Source organism: Polynucleobacter rarus (genome assembly GCF_003072505.1).
Lineage (GTDB): Bacteria > Pseudomonadota > Gammaproteobacteria > Burkholderiales > Burkholderiaceae > Polynucleobacter > Polynucleobacter rarus.
Genome location: NZ_NTGB01000001.1, coordinates 1 through 15,838 on the forward strand (window position 1 = coordinate 1; position 15,838 = coordinate 15,838).

9 protein-coding genes and 1 pseudogene are annotated in these 15,838 nt (G+C 39.3%); 6 read left to right on the forward strand and 4 right to left on the reverse strand.

The genetic code is table 11. The features are described from left to right. From AOC35_RS00005 to AOC35_RS00015, 3 genes and pseudogenes are all read left to right on the forward strand, one after another. Positions 1 to 306 (forward strand): annotated as a pseudogene (locus AOC35_RS00005) (hypothetical protein); the annotation flags it as partial. A 382-nt stretch (positions 307 to 688) separates the two neighbouring features. After that, positions 689 to 2,884: a beta strand repeat-containing protein gene (locus AOC35_RS00010; protein ID WP_108645174.1), complete on the forward strand. Its 2,196-nt coding sequence runs from the start codon at positions 689 to 691 to the stop codon at positions 2,882 to 2,884. Between the two features lie 33 nt (positions 2,885 to 2,917). Further along, positions 2,918 to 4,495, forward strand: a complete 1,578-nt coding sequence (locus tag AOC35_RS00015; protein ID WP_108645175.1) for a methyltransferase domain-containing protein — start codon at positions 2,918 to 2,920, stop codon at positions 4,493 to 4,495. Between the two features lie 26 nt (positions 4,496 to 4,521). On the opposite strand, the gene AOC35_RS00020 is transcribed toward AOC35_RS00015, so the two are convergent. Further along, positions 4,522 to 5,316, reverse strand: coding sequence for a class I SAM-dependent methyltransferase (locus AOC35_RS00020; protein ID WP_108645176.1), 795 nt, complete (start codon positions 5,314 to 5,316; stop codon positions 4,522 to 4,524). A 146-nt stretch (positions 5,317 to 5,462) separates the two neighbouring features. Here AOC35_RS00020 and AOC35_RS00025 point away from each other — a divergent pair, with 146 nt between their 5' ends. Beyond that, positions 5,463 to 6,530: an IS30 family transposase gene (locus AOC35_RS00025; RefSeq protein WP_108645177.1), complete on the forward strand. Its 1,068-nt coding sequence runs from the start codon at positions 5,463 to 5,465 to the stop codon at positions 6,528 to 6,530. Positions 6,531 to 6,572: 42 nt separating this feature from the next. Continuing rightward, positions 6,573 to 8,144: an IS66 family transposase gene (gene tnpC, locus AOC35_RS00030; protein ID WP_108645178.1), complete on the forward strand. Its 1,572-nt coding sequence runs from the start codon at positions 6,573 to 6,575 to the stop codon at positions 8,142 to 8,144. A gap of 214 nt (positions 8,145 to 8,358) precedes the next feature. Here tnpC and AOC35_RS00035 read toward each other — a convergent pair whose 3' ends face one another. Further along, on the reverse strand, positions 8,359 to 9,453 hold the full coding sequence (locus tag AOC35_RS00035) for an acyltransferase family protein (RefSeq protein ID WP_159077388.1): 1,095 nt from the start codon (positions 9,451 to 9,453) through the stop codon (positions 8,359 to 8,361). A gap of 249 nt (positions 9,454 to 9,702) precedes the next feature. Between AOC35_RS00035 and AOC35_RS00040 the strand changes: the two genes are divergently transcribed. After that, positions 9,703 to 13,200: a rhamnosyltransferase WsaF family glycosyltransferase gene (locus AOC35_RS00040; protein WP_159077389.1), complete on the forward strand. Its 3,498-nt coding sequence runs from the start codon at positions 9,703 to 9,705 to the stop codon at positions 13,198 to 13,200. 184 nt (positions 13,201 to 13,384) lie between these two features. Here the strand turns inward: AOC35_RS00040 and AOC35_RS00045 are convergent, their stop codons facing one another. Both AOC35_RS00045 and AOC35_RS00050 read right to left on the reverse strand, forming a co-directional pair. Beyond that, a complete protein-coding gene (locus AOC35_RS00045; RefSeq protein WP_108645181.1) occupies positions 13,385 to 14,338 on the reverse strand; it encodes an IS30 family transposase in 954 nt (317 codons plus the stop codon). A 151-nt stretch (positions 14,339 to 14,489) separates the two neighbouring features. Continuing rightward, a protein-coding gene (locus AOC35_RS00050; RefSeq protein WP_425440617.1) for an IS3 family transposase occupies positions 14,490 to 15,697 on the reverse strand; the annotation gives its coding sequence in 2 pieces (ribosomal slippage) (positions 14,490 to 15,373 and positions 15,373 to 15,697; 1,209 coding nt in all). Between the last annotated feature and the right edge of the window lie 141 nt (positions 15,698 to 15,838).

A 15,838-nucleotide genomic window follows, 5' to 3' on the forward strand; every position in this document is an offset into this window, starting at 1 on the left:
TATGCTCAAGTAGAGTCTGGGATTTTCGGATTAATAGGTGTTCTGGCACTCTTTTTTGGCCCGCTACTTTATTTTATAAGAGCGCTTTCTGACCCTGATTTACAAATCCAGCGTGCTGCTGTTTTAGGAATCATGATTGTTGTTAGCTATTTTGTATTTGGGTTGGTAGATGTGATGTTGGTTGCCTGGGTTATGGAGGCCCCTGTGTATATCGTTAGCATTCTAATTCCAATGCTGATAGTAAATTCAAGCTGGATAACACGTCTTAAAAAAGCTCGAACTTATAAAAATACTTATAGAAATTAGCTAATTCTTAATTTCTTTCCTCACACGCCTGCCACAAATAATTATTTCCAGTCAAAGAATGGTAAACGTGATCTTGATCTTGGCCTTGAGATGAGTAGTCTTATTTTCCGATGTATGTATATTTTTATCTATTTTTGAGCGATTATTGAGTTTTAGAGTCTTAGCCACTGTTTTTTTGCTCCGATGGATCTGATAAAAAAATCCTCGCTCTTAGGGTGCTAATTAGGTAGACATTCACAGATTGCCTGATCTACGGTATGTTGATAGAATTAATCATTATAGAAATTAAAATATTTTATAAATCAAATAGTAATCGGTAGCCATCTAATGTACCAATTAAGTAATAACGCATTTTAATTTTAGAAAATCTTAATTAAAAATTATGGCCATCATTACTGTTTTAAATAATACTAATGGACTGATAAATCTAAATCAGGACATTGCTACTTCTGCTCCAAATTCTGCAAATACGCTAGCACAAGCTATTCAATCTGGTTATGGCTACTATCTCAGCTACTCATCAAATCAATTGGCTGACTATAATTTTTATAAAAATTACTACGGATACACATCCTACGGCTTTGCTTTGGACGGCTCTTTTTATTTAAATAGTCCAAATTACACTGCCTATGATTATGGGACTATATCCGCCTACGGATCTTCAGTAACCGAAGTGGCCTTTGTCAATAAAAATAATGGCACGGTTCTTCAAATTTATGGGACATTTGGTTGGACTGGTTACCCCTCTTTTAGTAGCCCCTCTAGCAATCAGACAATTACAGATTTTGTACAGACTTTTAAGATTTCAGCATCAGCGTATGTCCAAGACACTATTAGTGGATATTTTCAAAGTACATCTGCAACGACTTACTCTGGAACAGTCACTTCATATACTGAGATTGTTTACAACCCAAATACTCTCTTGGGTGTGGGATATTACATTTCCGGGAGCATTCCGGTAAGTTTTAATATATCGACTAATGCAGTCAATGTTGGTTCCGGATCAATCACAACTCTTAAAGAGATTTACGCCAATCTCAATAACCCAATTGGGTCCCAAATAACAGATTCAGTAGTTATTACTGGTATTGATAGTTGGAGCGTAAATACACCCTTAAAAAACTTATCCTTGAGCACTGGTTCAGATACTTTTTACATTACGGGATCTAAGCCTATTACCGCTAACGGAGGGAGTGGAAACGATATTTTTTATGTGCAATCCGCTAACAATATTATCTACGGTGGCGGTGGCTTCGATACCGTAGCCTTTTCAGGGGTGTTAAGCAACTATAAGGTAACTGTTAACGTAGGCAATTGCACTGTTACCGACCTTGGCTCTACCTTAGGCACAACCACAATCTATCTAGCCAGCTATCTGCAATTTGCAGGCTCAAATTATTCTATTGCGGCAACTATTACAGGTTCAGTGGCTAATTTTTTAAGTAGCCTAGATTTCTTGGGGGCCTCTGTATATAGCCTCTCTGATACTTCAGCTAATATTGCAAGTAACTTAGATGCTCTGCAAACCAATGTTGCAAAGATCACCAGTATTACCCAAAGTGGAACACCTGCAGCCTTAGCCATTACCCCTACTCAGTTAGCCAATGATGCTACAACCTTAAACAAGATATCTGGTAATTACACCTTAAATGTCAGCGGCGTAGTGGCAAATAGTGTTGCTACTAACTATAGTAATAGCCACATCAGCTCCATGGCAGTGACCGACACCGCAGCTAATATCTCTGCCAACCTTGCTACCTTGCAAGCTGATGCTTCTAAGATTAGCTCGATTACCGTAACCGATGGCAATCCGATCTCTCTAACAGCAGACCAATATTCTAGTAATAGCTCTGTGATGAGTAAATTAGGAGTTCCTGCCTTTAGTGACACCACTGGTGGTGGTGCTGGCTATGTTCTGCCCAGTATCTATACCGGCCCAGTAAGCTCTTTAAATTACCAGCTGATTGACAGCACTGATGGTGCAGTCATTACCGCTTCGCTAGGTACGAATGACTTTATCTACCTCTCCAGTACCAATACCTCAATCCCTAAGGCAATTAATGGCAATGGTGGCCATGATGTGATTGCTGGTGGCATTGGATCTTCTTTTATTGCTGGTGGTACAGGCCATGCTGATACCTTCTTTTTAGATGGCAGGGCTGCAGGCACCTCTTGGTCTACGATTACCGACTTTAGCTTTGGCTCGGATAGTTTGACCATTTGGGGCTGGAACCCTACCGATAGTTCTTTAAACACCATTTATCCTGTGATTAATGGCGCGACTAACTATACCGGCCTTACCCTGTATATGAACAACCTCGCTCCTGATGGTTCTAGTACGAGTTACGTTAACAGTGCTCTAAATATGATTACCTTATCGGGCCATACCTTAGCAGATCTGGGTTTTAATAGTATTGCCGCGCTCAATACCGAACTTCAAACTCTCAGCACTGAAGCCCTTAATAACAGCGGTCCTGATGTGGTCCTGCCGCATACCGCCATAAATGGTCACTTTATCGTAGGGCAGACTACCGATAATGTTGGTACCGGGGTGCATTGGTATTTGAATGTGCATTAAAAGTCAAACCATCTATAGTGGTGCGAATAAGTCATGAGTCAATCGATGCAATTTGGGTATTCAAGCGAGTTGACTGCTGTTAATTCGCAACTAAGTGAAGGTGATCTAGGGTCTGTAGAGGTGTTAGCTTCTGACTCTAGGCTAGACCATTTTGGTATTGCGTATTTAGTGCCTTTTTATAGTGGTTGCAGCACTTCAATTGAGCTCACAATTTCTCCGAAAAGCTCTACATATTTTCGAATAGAAGCTAGTGGTTTCACTTCTCGGATGCAAAAGGCTTACCTTGAGTTTGATCATCTAGGTAAAATTCAAGTATTGGGAGAAGAGATTCAAGACTGCTCTATAGATCTGGATGCGAATAACCAGCTCAACATTTTTATTAAATTTACTCCTTATCGAACTAATCGCTCACACTTATTCATTTTTTCAAAAAATCTCTCTATTGATTCGAAAGAAGTTGATTTCAGATTTTTATGCAGTCCTTTGATGCTTGATTTCAAAATTGACCAAGCTAAAAATCAAGAAAATGTTAGCAGACAGGAAACTAACTTTGGTACTTTAGTTGCCATAAATGGCTTATATCAATTTAGAAATTATCTTCATCTTGAATTTGAAATGCATCGACCTAACGCCACACTTTGTGGTTTGCAGTTGATTAGCCCGGTGCCGCTAGAAACAATCCAGTGGTGGACAAATAATCAAATAGATGCTGAAGTTAGGCTTAAAGATCAATCTTTAAAACCTCAACCCACTCGCTATCCATTGCCCTCTCCAATGCTTATGACTTTATTAGGCCCTGAATTTTCATTTCAAGGACATCAGATTAACGCTCTATATGCTACTTTTCAGGATGAAAAAGATAATGATCAATTACCTCCTGAAAAACTCATAGAGGAATTGCAATTAGAGGCTTATTTTAATGATGGCACAATAGAATTAATATCCCTGGCTTCTAGTCAACGCGATAAATTTTTAGAGCTTTCATATGAATTCAAGTTTATAGAAGAATATTTTAAAAATAAGGATTGGCCAAGTAAGCCTATTTTTTGTGAAATCGGAGCTAGAGGCTTGAGAAGTGCCGGTATCAGGAAAAAAGTTGATCATAGGTTTAAATATATCGGAATAGATATATCGCCACATCAAAACGTAAATATTGTTGGTGATGCACATCAGCTTAGTAGGTTAGTGGAGCCCGATTCAATAGATGTAATTTATTCAGATGATGTGATAGAGCACCTGAATAATCCTATTGCCTTCATATCTGAAGCTAATGAGGTTCTTAAACAAGGCGGCCTTTTTATTGCAAAAGTCCCAACAACATGGCCTCTTCATGCCGAGCCCTGGGACTATTGGAGAATGAGTGTTCATAGTTGGAATGGCTTACTTAATCAGACTACCGGCTTTGAAATCCTAAGTGCAAGGGAAATTGGGTCGGCTGTAATCGTGCCATCGGCCATAACGCCAGACATTTCAGTGAGAATGCAATATGCTCCTGCACCATTATTTACAGTGGTTGTAGCTAAAAAATTTGCTACTAAAAGCAAAATAGTTGGTGAAAGTACTAACCTAAATAATTTAGGTAGTTATGATCACTGGAGTTTAAAGAGTTGAAAAAACTATTTGACCAATGCTTGTAATTATTTGCCGCCCATTATTTTAATAATTTTATTTGTCATTGGGTCTGGCCAATTAACCAAGGTTTCGCTTTTGCCTACATATCTAAAATCAGTCGGCATATCCTTAGATTCTTTATTCCATATTAAATCCACTTCATTCGGGGTATTTTTTCTCAAATGAAAAGCAATGATATTCGAAAAAAATTGGATGCTATGAACATTTTTGAATAAATTAATGGATTGAGTATTTTTAAAATCTGGAAATTGGCCTGGAAAAAAGTTACAGTCTTTAGCGGTTATGACATCAGTTGCCGATTTAGCATATTCCAAGAAAGAGGTGGCACCATGCTTTGCAAAATCTTTCATAAAGCTAGTGCAAGTATCTTCTATAACGACCAGACAATCGTTTTTAGAAAATTCAATTGCTGCGTTAAGTGTGGTTACTTGTTGAAATGATTGGTGACCGCCATCGTCCAAAATAACGTCAAACGTACCTATTTCTGGCAATATTGTTTGCCAGAATAACGGGTCTCCTTGGTCTCCAATATAGACCTCAAATCCAAATTCTCTCCATTTCAACGCGTCAGGATTTAAGTCAATGCCGATTATTCGGGCCTTATTCCCAAGCCATTTTCTCCACATAAAGAGTGATCCACCGCTTAGCACCCCAACTTCTATGAACGTACATTGGGAATCTATTAAATGTTGAAATAAATCGGTATATATTTGAAAATAGTTGTTAAGTTTAACTGTTGGATAGGGTGATAATTGAAATGCTTCAATTAATGCTTCATATTCAACGATATTTTTTTGCATATTTTGGTAAATGATTCTTCTGATGTATTGATTTATGACATTATCAATTCTTGGTAGTTGTGGGTAGCGTTCTTATAAATCCTATGCAATCAATTACTAGGCGCGCTCTAAATTGAAGTGCAACATTTTTAGGAAGAAAATGTTTCATGGAAAAATATAAACAATTAAGTATGGAAGAACGTAGTTTAATTCAAACGCAGTTAATTTGGGGATTTAAACCCAGCTGGATTGCCTTAAGTCTTGGTAGATCAGTTTCAACGATTACTCGAGAGTTAAAAAGAAATAATTGGGTAAAATCGACTGGCATCGTTGTTCGTGGAAGACCTCCGATCGCTGGTAAATATCGTGCCGTTTTAGCCCAAGATCGTGCACATTGTTTATCTGTAGTTCCACGAGTAGCTCGTCGATTACTAGTGGGGAGTGAACTTTGGAAGGTGGTCATGAATTATTTAAAACAAGGCTACTCTCCAGAACAAATTGCTGGCACACTAAAGACTGTGAACGCAGACTATCCTAGCCTACAGGTATCGCATGAGACGATCTATAGCGCCATTTACTTAATGCCGCGTGGTGAGTTGCGTACAGAAGTTATTGGTTGGCTAAGATTTGGTCATGCTAAACGAAAACCTAGAGCACGTGGTGAAGATCGTCGTGGTCAAATACCGGATATGGTCAGTATCCATGACCGTCCACCGGAGGTGGAAGAACGACTCGTACCAGGACACTGGGAAGGTGATTTAATCAAAGGTAAAGGGAACCGTACGGCGGTAGGTACGATTGTAGAGAGAACGACATTGTTTACGGTTTTAGCTAAATTGGAAAAAGCTACGGCGGAGTCTGCAGTAACGGGGTTTAGCCATGTGCTGAATCGCATTGAAGGTCAAAAGCGTTTATCAATGACCTACGATCAAGGAAAAGAAATGTCTCGTCATGCCCAGATCACAGAAAATACTGGCGTTAAGGTTTACTTTGCCGATCCTCATAGTCCATGGCAACGAGGCATCAATGAAAATACCAATGGCTTACTCAGACAATACTTGCCAAAAGGAGAAGATTTGAGTATCTTTAGCCAGGAGGATTTAGATCGAATTGCATGGCAACTAAACACGAGACCACGCAAATCACTAGGGTTCAAATGTCCTGCCCAGTTGTTCACTCCCGAGGCATTTGATTTTAGGCAGCATCATGCAGCAATTTTTGCACTTCAACCTTGAAACCGCCTGATAAAAAATGACTAATTTGATAAAATAAATGTTATGGAAATAAGTCGCCAACTCCCTGATAATGTTGCTGAATTACAAGCGATGTTGTCGGCGCAATTGGTAAAAATTGATGCTTTAGAGTTGGAACGAAATACGATTTTAATTGAGCGTAATGCTCTCAAAGTTAGTCGAGTTCATGACAGCGAAGAAATCAAACGGTTAACCGAATTGATCGCCAAACTTCGACGGGCGATGTTCGGTCAAAAGTCTGAAAAACTCAGTGTCCAAATTGATCAGTTTGAACTTGAACTAGAAGAGCTGCATATTACCCAAGGTACTCAACCCCAATTAACTGAGATTGCTGAACCAAGGGAACGTAGTGCTCCAAAGCGTCGTCCTCTCCCAGATCACTTGCCACGGCAAATTGAAGAGCATTTACCCAGCGAAGCTGCTTGTCCGGATTGTGGTGGTTCTTGGGAGAAGATTGGTGAGGATGTCAGCGAAGTCCTCGAGTACGTTCCAGCTAGCTACCGTGTCATCCGTCATATTCGACCAAAATTAAGTTGTACTTGTTGTGATCGTATGGCACAAGCACCAGCACCTAGCCGTCCGATTGCGCGCAGTTCATTTGGCCCTGGCCTGATGAGTCATGTGATCATCTCCAAGTATATGGATCACTTACCGATTTATCGTCAATGCCAACAAGCACTGCGTGAAGGCGTTGAGCTGAGCGAAAGTACCTTAGGCGATGTGGTGGGTGGAACGCATCATTTATTACGGCCACTGATGGCAGCTTTACAGCGTTATGTGTTTGCGGCAAGGAAGTTGCATGCAGACGATACCCCGATTAATGTTCTTGCTCCTGGTAATGGTAAAACGAAACAAGGTCGTCTTTGGGTATATACGCGAGATGATCGTCCTGCTGGTGACACAACGGCACCAGCCGTTTGGTTTAACTACTCACCGGATCGTAAAGGGATCCATCCGCAGACCCACCTCAAAGAATATCAAGGAATCCTTCAAGCAGATGCATATCCTGGTTATAATGCCATCTTTGAAACAGGTCGTGTGATTGAGGCCGCTTGTTGGGCACATGCGAGACGGAAGTTTTATGATATCCATGAAACTGGACCGACACCGATTACGACCTATGTTCTTAGGAAAATTGGTGAACTTTATCAAATTGAGTCTGGTATTAGAGGTAGTCCACCGGAACGACGACGAGAGGTTCGACAAGAGCTGGCTAAACCAATCGTTGAAGCTTTACATCTTTGGCTCAAAGAACAGTTGGGCACTGTATCTCGTAAATCGTTGGCAGCCGATGCCATCGGCTATGCCATGAATCAGTGGGAAGCATTATGCCGTTATCTTGATGATGGCCAGATTGAAATAGATAACAATGCTGCTGAGCGTGCTTTACGAACAGTTGCTTTAGGTAGAAAGAACTATTTGTTCCTCGGTTCTGATGCTGGTGGTGAGCGCGCAGCGACCATGTATAGTTTGCTCGGCACGGTGAAGTTGAATGGTATTAATCCTGAAACCTATCTGAGTCATGTATTAAACGTGATTGCCGATTATCCAGTCAATCAAGTTGATGACCTTCTGCCTTGGAACTTAAAGATTTAAGAACGTCAAGACGGTACTGACCGGACGCTTACGGTCCTGATGTGGTCCTGCCGCATACCGCCATAAATGGTCACTTTATCGTAGGGCAGACTACCGATAATGTTGGTACCGGGGTGCATTGGTATTTGAATGTGCATTAGGGGGGGGTGTATAAATCTAATTGATTTTTAATGTCATGAAGTCAATAGCTATCTTTTGAAAGCTGTACTCACCTCTAAGATTTTATATATTTTTCTCGTATGCTTAAAAAGGGAATCTCAATGAAATTTCTTAGAAGAATTGCGGACAAAGTTACTAAGAGTATTTCAGTGACTTTATTTTTGATTGAATATGAGTCAAGAACCATCAGCACTGGCATGTGAACAAGATATAAACCAAACGATATAGATGCAATTTTAGTAATAATCCACTTCATCGGATTATTAAATGAGGGTAACAAGAAATAAATGCCGAGCACTATAAATGCAGAAAATATCTCAAGAACATTTGGAAAGGCAGCTAACCAAATAAAAACCCAATGAGCGAAATTGACGGAGCTTAATATATGGTCAATAGTAAATGACTCAGTCCATATCCAACCCTCCACGCCTATGCCTGATATCCCAATCAATATTAGTGAGATAGACTTAGTTTTCCCTAAGGAGGGTGTAATGAATTTTGCGATGTATGCTGCAAACAAACCATAAATACAGCAATCCAACCTAAACAGTGGACTCATATCAATATCAGCCCCCCACAACATGCCAGTACTATAAGTGTGATAGTAAAGCCACCTACAGGTTAGACAGGTTATAGAAATAAAAAAACAAACCATCAAAATAACTTTCTTTGGTTCAATTTTTCTCATGAAGCTACAAGCCATCAATGTTAGAAGTGGAATAAAAAAATAGAACCACTCCTCTAGAACAATCGTCCAGGTGGGTGATGTGTATGGAATCCAAGTATTGAATGGAAAGAAGTTTTGTGCAAATACAAATGAAGGGTAATCAAACCTCCAGTAGTATATACATAGCAATATTAATACAACGTAATACGCTGGAAATGTTCTAAACCACCGGCGTAAATAAAAATTTACTAGAGATTTTGATGTGTATTCAACTTGCGCCATATTTAAGAGAATGTTGCCAATTAAAAAACCACTTAGAGAAAAAAATAATTCAACGCCAATACGCCCAGTGATTGCTTCTAAGATTTGGATGCGTGGTGTTTGCGGTTTCCACAAGCTATAAAAATGTGAGGCTAGGACTAATAAAATAGCGATAGTTCGAACTAAATCTAGTCCAAAATTATTTTTTGATGTGTTGTGCAATTTGCTGTTTATTATAAAAATAGAATACCTATACTATAGAGTAGTATCTATTTTTATGAGTCTGCGGATTGGTTCTTTAATTCTGTCTATGTCTATTTAGACTTAAACCAGATTACCCTCCCAGACTATTTTTTAGTAGAAATTGGTATAATTGATGACAAGCAATTTTATAGTATCCCATCAGCTATGTTCAATAGCTGGAAGAGTCTTAACTATTGATAGATTTGTGTATTTTAAAAGGTGGTAAGCGTGAATAGGGGAAGTATTTTTACGGAATTATTATCTGCAGCAGAATTTCTTCCATCAAGACTTGTATTTCCTGCCGGTTGGATAGGCCATATTCCTTTTGCATCATGGATTATGCAGGTGCAAAAACCTAAAATTTTTGTTGAATTGGGAACGCATTCTGGAAATTCTTATTTTAGCTTTTGTCAAGCCGTTTCTGATCACAGTCTTCCAACAAAATGTTTTGCAGTAGATACGTGGTTAGGTGATGCCCATTCGGGAGAATATGGAGAGGATGTATTTCAAGATGTTTATTCATTTAATCAAGAGAATTTCAAATTATTTTCTAAGTTAATCAGAATGCCCTTTGATGACGCATTTAATGCATTTAGAAATTCCTCCATTGATTTGCTTCATATTGATGGGCTTCATACTTATGAGGCAGTAAAACATGATTTTGAGCAATGGTTACCCAAATTAAATGTTGGTGCAGTTGTACTGTTCCACGACACAAACGTAAGAGATAACAACTTTGGCGTATGGAAACTTTTCGAAGAATTGAAAGAAAGATATCAAAAAAACTTTGAGTTCTTTCATTCTCATGGTCTAGGTGTTATTAGACTGGATGGAGGGGCGGAGAACGCAAGCTTAGATTGGATTTTCGCTGATGGAGCCAGCCAACAAAAGATCATAGGGTACTTTTCTTCATTGGGTAAAAAGATCCAAGAAAAGTATTCTCTACTAGATTCAAATAACCGATTAGCTCAATTTAACCAGTCGATCATTGCCCGCGATACAGAAATCTCAGAGTTGAGGGATAAACTCATAGGTCAAGAGAAAAAATTAGAAGCGCTAATACTATCTATCGAGGATAAAGATACCCATATCTCGTCCCTTAACGAATCGATCATTGCCCGCGATACAGAAATCTCAGAGTTGAGGGATAAACTCATAGGTCAAGAGAAAAAATTAGAAGCGCTAATACTATCTATCGAGGATAAAGATACCCATATCTCGTCCCTTAACCAGTCAATTTTAGCTCAGCGCCAAGTGACCAATGAGATCTTGAGTTCAAATTCATGGAAATTTACTAAGCCTTTTCGATTTTTATCTTCCTTTACGGGCTTAAGCAAAAAGAACCACAAGAAAGACTTAATCCCCACTCCTTTCAAAGGTGATGCAAAAAAAAATCCACACTATTTACCGCCATATGACGAGTCAAATTTTGCAATACCCTTTAACTATAAGATGGATGATGAAGCAAATAACCCAAGTATTGCAATAATTTGCCATATATTTTATGTAGACCTAGCGTCTGAAATCATGGATTACATATTAAGAGTGCCTTATCAGTTCGATTTATTCATAACAACCGATACGGAGGAGAAAAAAAATTATATATTGCGCGAATTGGCTGGATGGAAGAAAGGAGCGGTTGAGGTTCGACTAGTTGAGAACCGGGGAAGGGATATAGCCCCCAAGCTTATTTCATATAGAGATGTTTATGAGCGTTATGAGTTTTTTCTACATTTACATTCAAAGAAATCCCCTCATCTTGCAGAGCTATCTAGTTGGAGGCGGTACTTATTTGAAACTTTGTTAGGTTCAGAAAATATTGTCAGAAATATCTTTGATGCATTTTATGCAGATAAGCAACTCGGAATTATAGGCCCTGCTCATTTTGACATCATACGAAACAGTATTGGTTGGGGTTGGAATTTCGAGGCAGCGAAAAGATTTTGCAAAAAAATGAATATTAATATTGCCCTCGATGGAAAAATAGATTTTCCTTCTGGGTCAATGTTTTGGGGTAGATCAGCGGCATTAAAGTCGCTATTGGATATAGGCCTAACTCTCGATGAATTTCAGGTAGAAGATGGTCAATTGGACAATTCTCTGGGGCATGTTATCGAAAGACTTTATTACTACGTTTGCGAGAGGTCTGGGTATCGATGGATTAAGATCGGAAGGCCAAAATTAGTCAGTTATGACAGTAACATTATTTTCGTTGAAGATAAAAATACTTTAGGCTCTTTAATACAAGAGGCACAATATAATTTGCTATTCCAGAGGGGCGGACAATTTTTTTCAACAATTTCAGAAAACCATCCTAATAAGTTCGGGCATGATAATCACCTCTGGGGAATGGCCCACTCAGAGTCGGAGTTAAAAGATTTAAAGTTTTCAGAATTCTGTGACGAATTAAAAAAACATATTGCAAGTAAAGTTAGCAAAATAGACTTTGATGAAGAATTTTATAAGCAGATATATCCTGACATCGCAGAGGCCGTCAAAATAGGGCATCTTTCATGTGGCTACGTGCACTACTGCATAGCCGGTAAATTTGAAAACCGGATTTATAGTGACCAACAGCTGAATGCAAGATTTTCTATATCCCCAAATTATCCCCATGGATACTTGGCGCCTTCGCAATCAGTACTTTTGAGAGGGTTTAAAAATTTAGTAGCGATGCCGAATGGTGCTGGGTTATTCCTCTTGATATTGTTTTCCGATCTGAAGGAGGAGTTCTTTTATGCGGGTTATGCAGAATTTTTTAAAAAACATAAATTAGTTTTCGAAAAATTTAGCCGAATAGTCCTTGCAGTTGAAAATGTAGGTTACGACAAAAGTCTTGTTGAGCGCTACATAAAAAAAATTGAAGTGATTGATATTGAAGATATTAATAAATTTGTCGTCTGCCCAGATTTAATAATTGCATACAACGCTAAATTAGTACATGAGGCTCGAAAAATACTTCCGAATCGTGAAAATCGTATTGTCTACTATTGTCAAGAGTTTGAAGCGGGATTTTACCCATATGGTGACGCCTATCTCATGGGGGAGAGGGCCATTGCATCCACGCGTAATTTAGTGATCTCCACGCAACTGCTCACTAATTTTCTCTTAAATAAGGGATTAATCAACGGGCAAAATATTTTTGTTACTAAGCCTGAAATTGAGGTAATTAAACTGCAAGCAGGTAAATCAAAACGGATCTTCTTCTACTACCGTCCGGAATCATTTCATAGTAGAAATCTTCCTCATGAGATTATGGTTGCAGTGAATGAGTTTTGTGGAAGAAATAGTGGATTTGAGATATACATGATTGGAACTATTGACACTGCTTATTCCTATCGAATTAATGGAAACCAAGTATATGTAGTGACCAAGCTTTCAAAGGAAGACTATACAGAAATTTTATCTTCCTGTGATCTCGTAGTGTCCATGATTTATGCACCCCACCCAGGCGTTATTGCATTTCAAGCAGCTGCATCCGGAATACCCACTATCACCAATATATTTGAAAATAGAGATGCTTCTCTTTTAAAAAATCTCTCAGATAATTTTATTCCGTATAACCCAGTGTGCGATAGTCTAGTGGATTTAATCGAATCTGCCATAGAGGAAATTCCAAAAGGTGTTCCCTCGTTTAAGGAGTCCCTATATTCAGGGGGTAAGCCAGGCTCTCTTGAGGATTACTATGAAATATTACTCCAAAACCTAAAGTCCGTTGATGCTTGAAAATAAGATTCGAAGTAAATATAACCTGCAGGTTAGCTAAAAAATAGATACTTATTCTATTAATTTTAATATTTTGCTGTACTAAATAGGCCTTATCAATTTTGATATGTGGTATGTTTTAGGGGGTGAAATTTTTATGTCATCCGCCTAAATAAACATCATCACTTTCATAATATACGTGGATTCAAGTACGAAGTGCAACACGTTTTACAGACTGCATAAAAACTTCGTTGGGTGTTTTAAAGCCCAATCTTTTTCGTGGTCGGTTATTTAATTGATGTTGAATCATTTTAATCTCCTCTTGAGTTACTGTAGATAATGGTCGCTTTTTTGGGATGTACTGTCTGAGTAGTCCATTGAAGTTTTCATTAGATCCCCTTTGCCAACTTGCAAAGGGATCTGCAAAATAAGTGGTGGATTGAAGCTCACCATCTATCCGTTGATGTTCTGCAAATTCTTTCCCATTATCAAAAGTCATGGTTTTTACGAGTGGCGCGAATGGCTTGAGTTCATGAATGATGGCATTACCTACTAAATCTGATGTTTTATTCGTTACCTTACTGAGGACGGCATAGCCACTTTTACGCTCAACCAGCGTAACGATAGCTTGCTTGTGGTTCGATCCAATCACTGTATCGCCTTCCCAATGACCAACCTGTGCTCTTTCTTCAATATGGGCAGGCCGCTCACTAATCGGCCTTCGGCCAATGATCTGGCCACGGCGATCTTGACCACCAGCATACCGCTTCCGACGCTTCTTTTGACAACGTAATGCTTTCCAAAGGCTTCCACCAGCAGCTTTATCTGCATAAACATGACGATAAATCGTCTCATGACTAATCCCAACCTCGCTGGCTATTTGCTCAGGACTCCACTTCTCATGGAGATAATCTACTGTCTTAGACCACTGTTCAGCGCTAATTCTCCCTGCATTACGAGACCCCAGGGAGCGTTCCTCAGCCAACAAACAGGCTTGTCGAGGTCGATAACCTCGACCGCCCGTATTACGAGCAATCTCTCTGCTAATCGTCGACTTATGGCGACCTAGCAACTCGGCAATTTGTTGTTGACTATTTCCGGCTGACATTAAAATATAAATCTGATATCGTTCTTCTTGGCTAAGGTGTTTATAGGTCATGGCTGCTTTGACTTGGCGGTCTAGAAGCTTTAGATACTAAATCATCCTTAGCCTCCTCTCATTGTTCAAAGTTGCACTTCGTATTAGAATTCACCATATTAAATAATAATTTTATTGAATATTAGGTTTGTAGTTGCCCCTATAAAACCGATCATAGTGCCGCTGCTACTTCCCGCATAAATTCTCTCGGAGATTTCAGTTTTAATCCTTTGTGAGGATGATTTTCATTGTAATCATTAAACCAATCATTGAGACATCCCATCACTGTTTTTGCATCTGGACGATCGTTGATATAGGCATAATCCCGTTTAAACGTTTTAACAAATGCTTCTGCCATGCCATTCGATTGAGGGCTTCTAACGGGCGTAAAACACAGGATTAAACCTAGTTGTTTACCAAACTCCATCGTTTCTTTCGCTGTATAAGCAGAGCCGTTATCCGTTAACCACTGCACCGGATGTGGTGTTTGATATTGACCAAAACGCTGTTCTACACTCATCAACATCAAGTTTCGAATGGTCTCATCCGTAAAGCCTCCTGTCGTTGCTTCCCATGCAATGACTTCTCGATCACAGGTATCCAATACAAATGTAACCCGAACCACTTCTTGGTTCCAACAACGAATCTCAAAGCCATCCGAACACCAACGTGAGTTGGATCGTAAGGTAATTACTTTCCCCTCGTGGATCCTCTCGGGCATCGGTTTGCCCGTGTGTCTGGTTAATAACAGATTGTTTTGCTTCATGAGTCGATAGACTTTTTTATGATTAAAAACGGGTAATCCTGAACTTTTACGGAGGCGGTTGAGTAAAGCTCCAATCCGACGATAACCATAAGTCGGCCTTTGATCGACTAAAGTACGGATTTGAGGCAACACCTCCGCATCGCTCGTCATTTGATAGTTACTGCGTGCCTTAGGAGTCTCTTTCATCCTTTGGCTTAAATGCGATCTAGATATGCCGAGTGTTTGTGCAATCATTTTCATAGAGTGTCGTCCTCGGGCAACGAGGGCAACTGCGAGATCAGTTTTTTTTGGCGAGCTAAATCTACGGCATCCTTCAAGATCTCATTCTCTAAGGTTTTTTTACCCAAGACTCTTTCTAATTCACGAATACGCTGCTTCAGTTCCTTCACTTCAGCAGCAGCTACTACCTCATCATCTACCGCAATCGCTTTTTTTCCGCCTTCAGCCATACGATTTCTCCTAAGAAATAACAGACTAGGAGAAATACTATACTTTCGTGCAATATGCGAGACTGAAATGCCTGGTTGGTTAGTTTCTTGCACACAACGAATCTTTTGTTCTACTGAAAAACGCCTTCTTCGCTGGACTTCCGTTACAACATGAATTGTTTCCATTTTCTTTCCTTAAACATAGTCATATGACTAGGCTTACGCCTAGTCGTTTACTTTAAAAACTATGTTCGGTTGAAATAGGGGCTATTACAGGTTAGTATTGCTACTATAAGTTAGAGTTACGGAGCGATATTAATATATTTT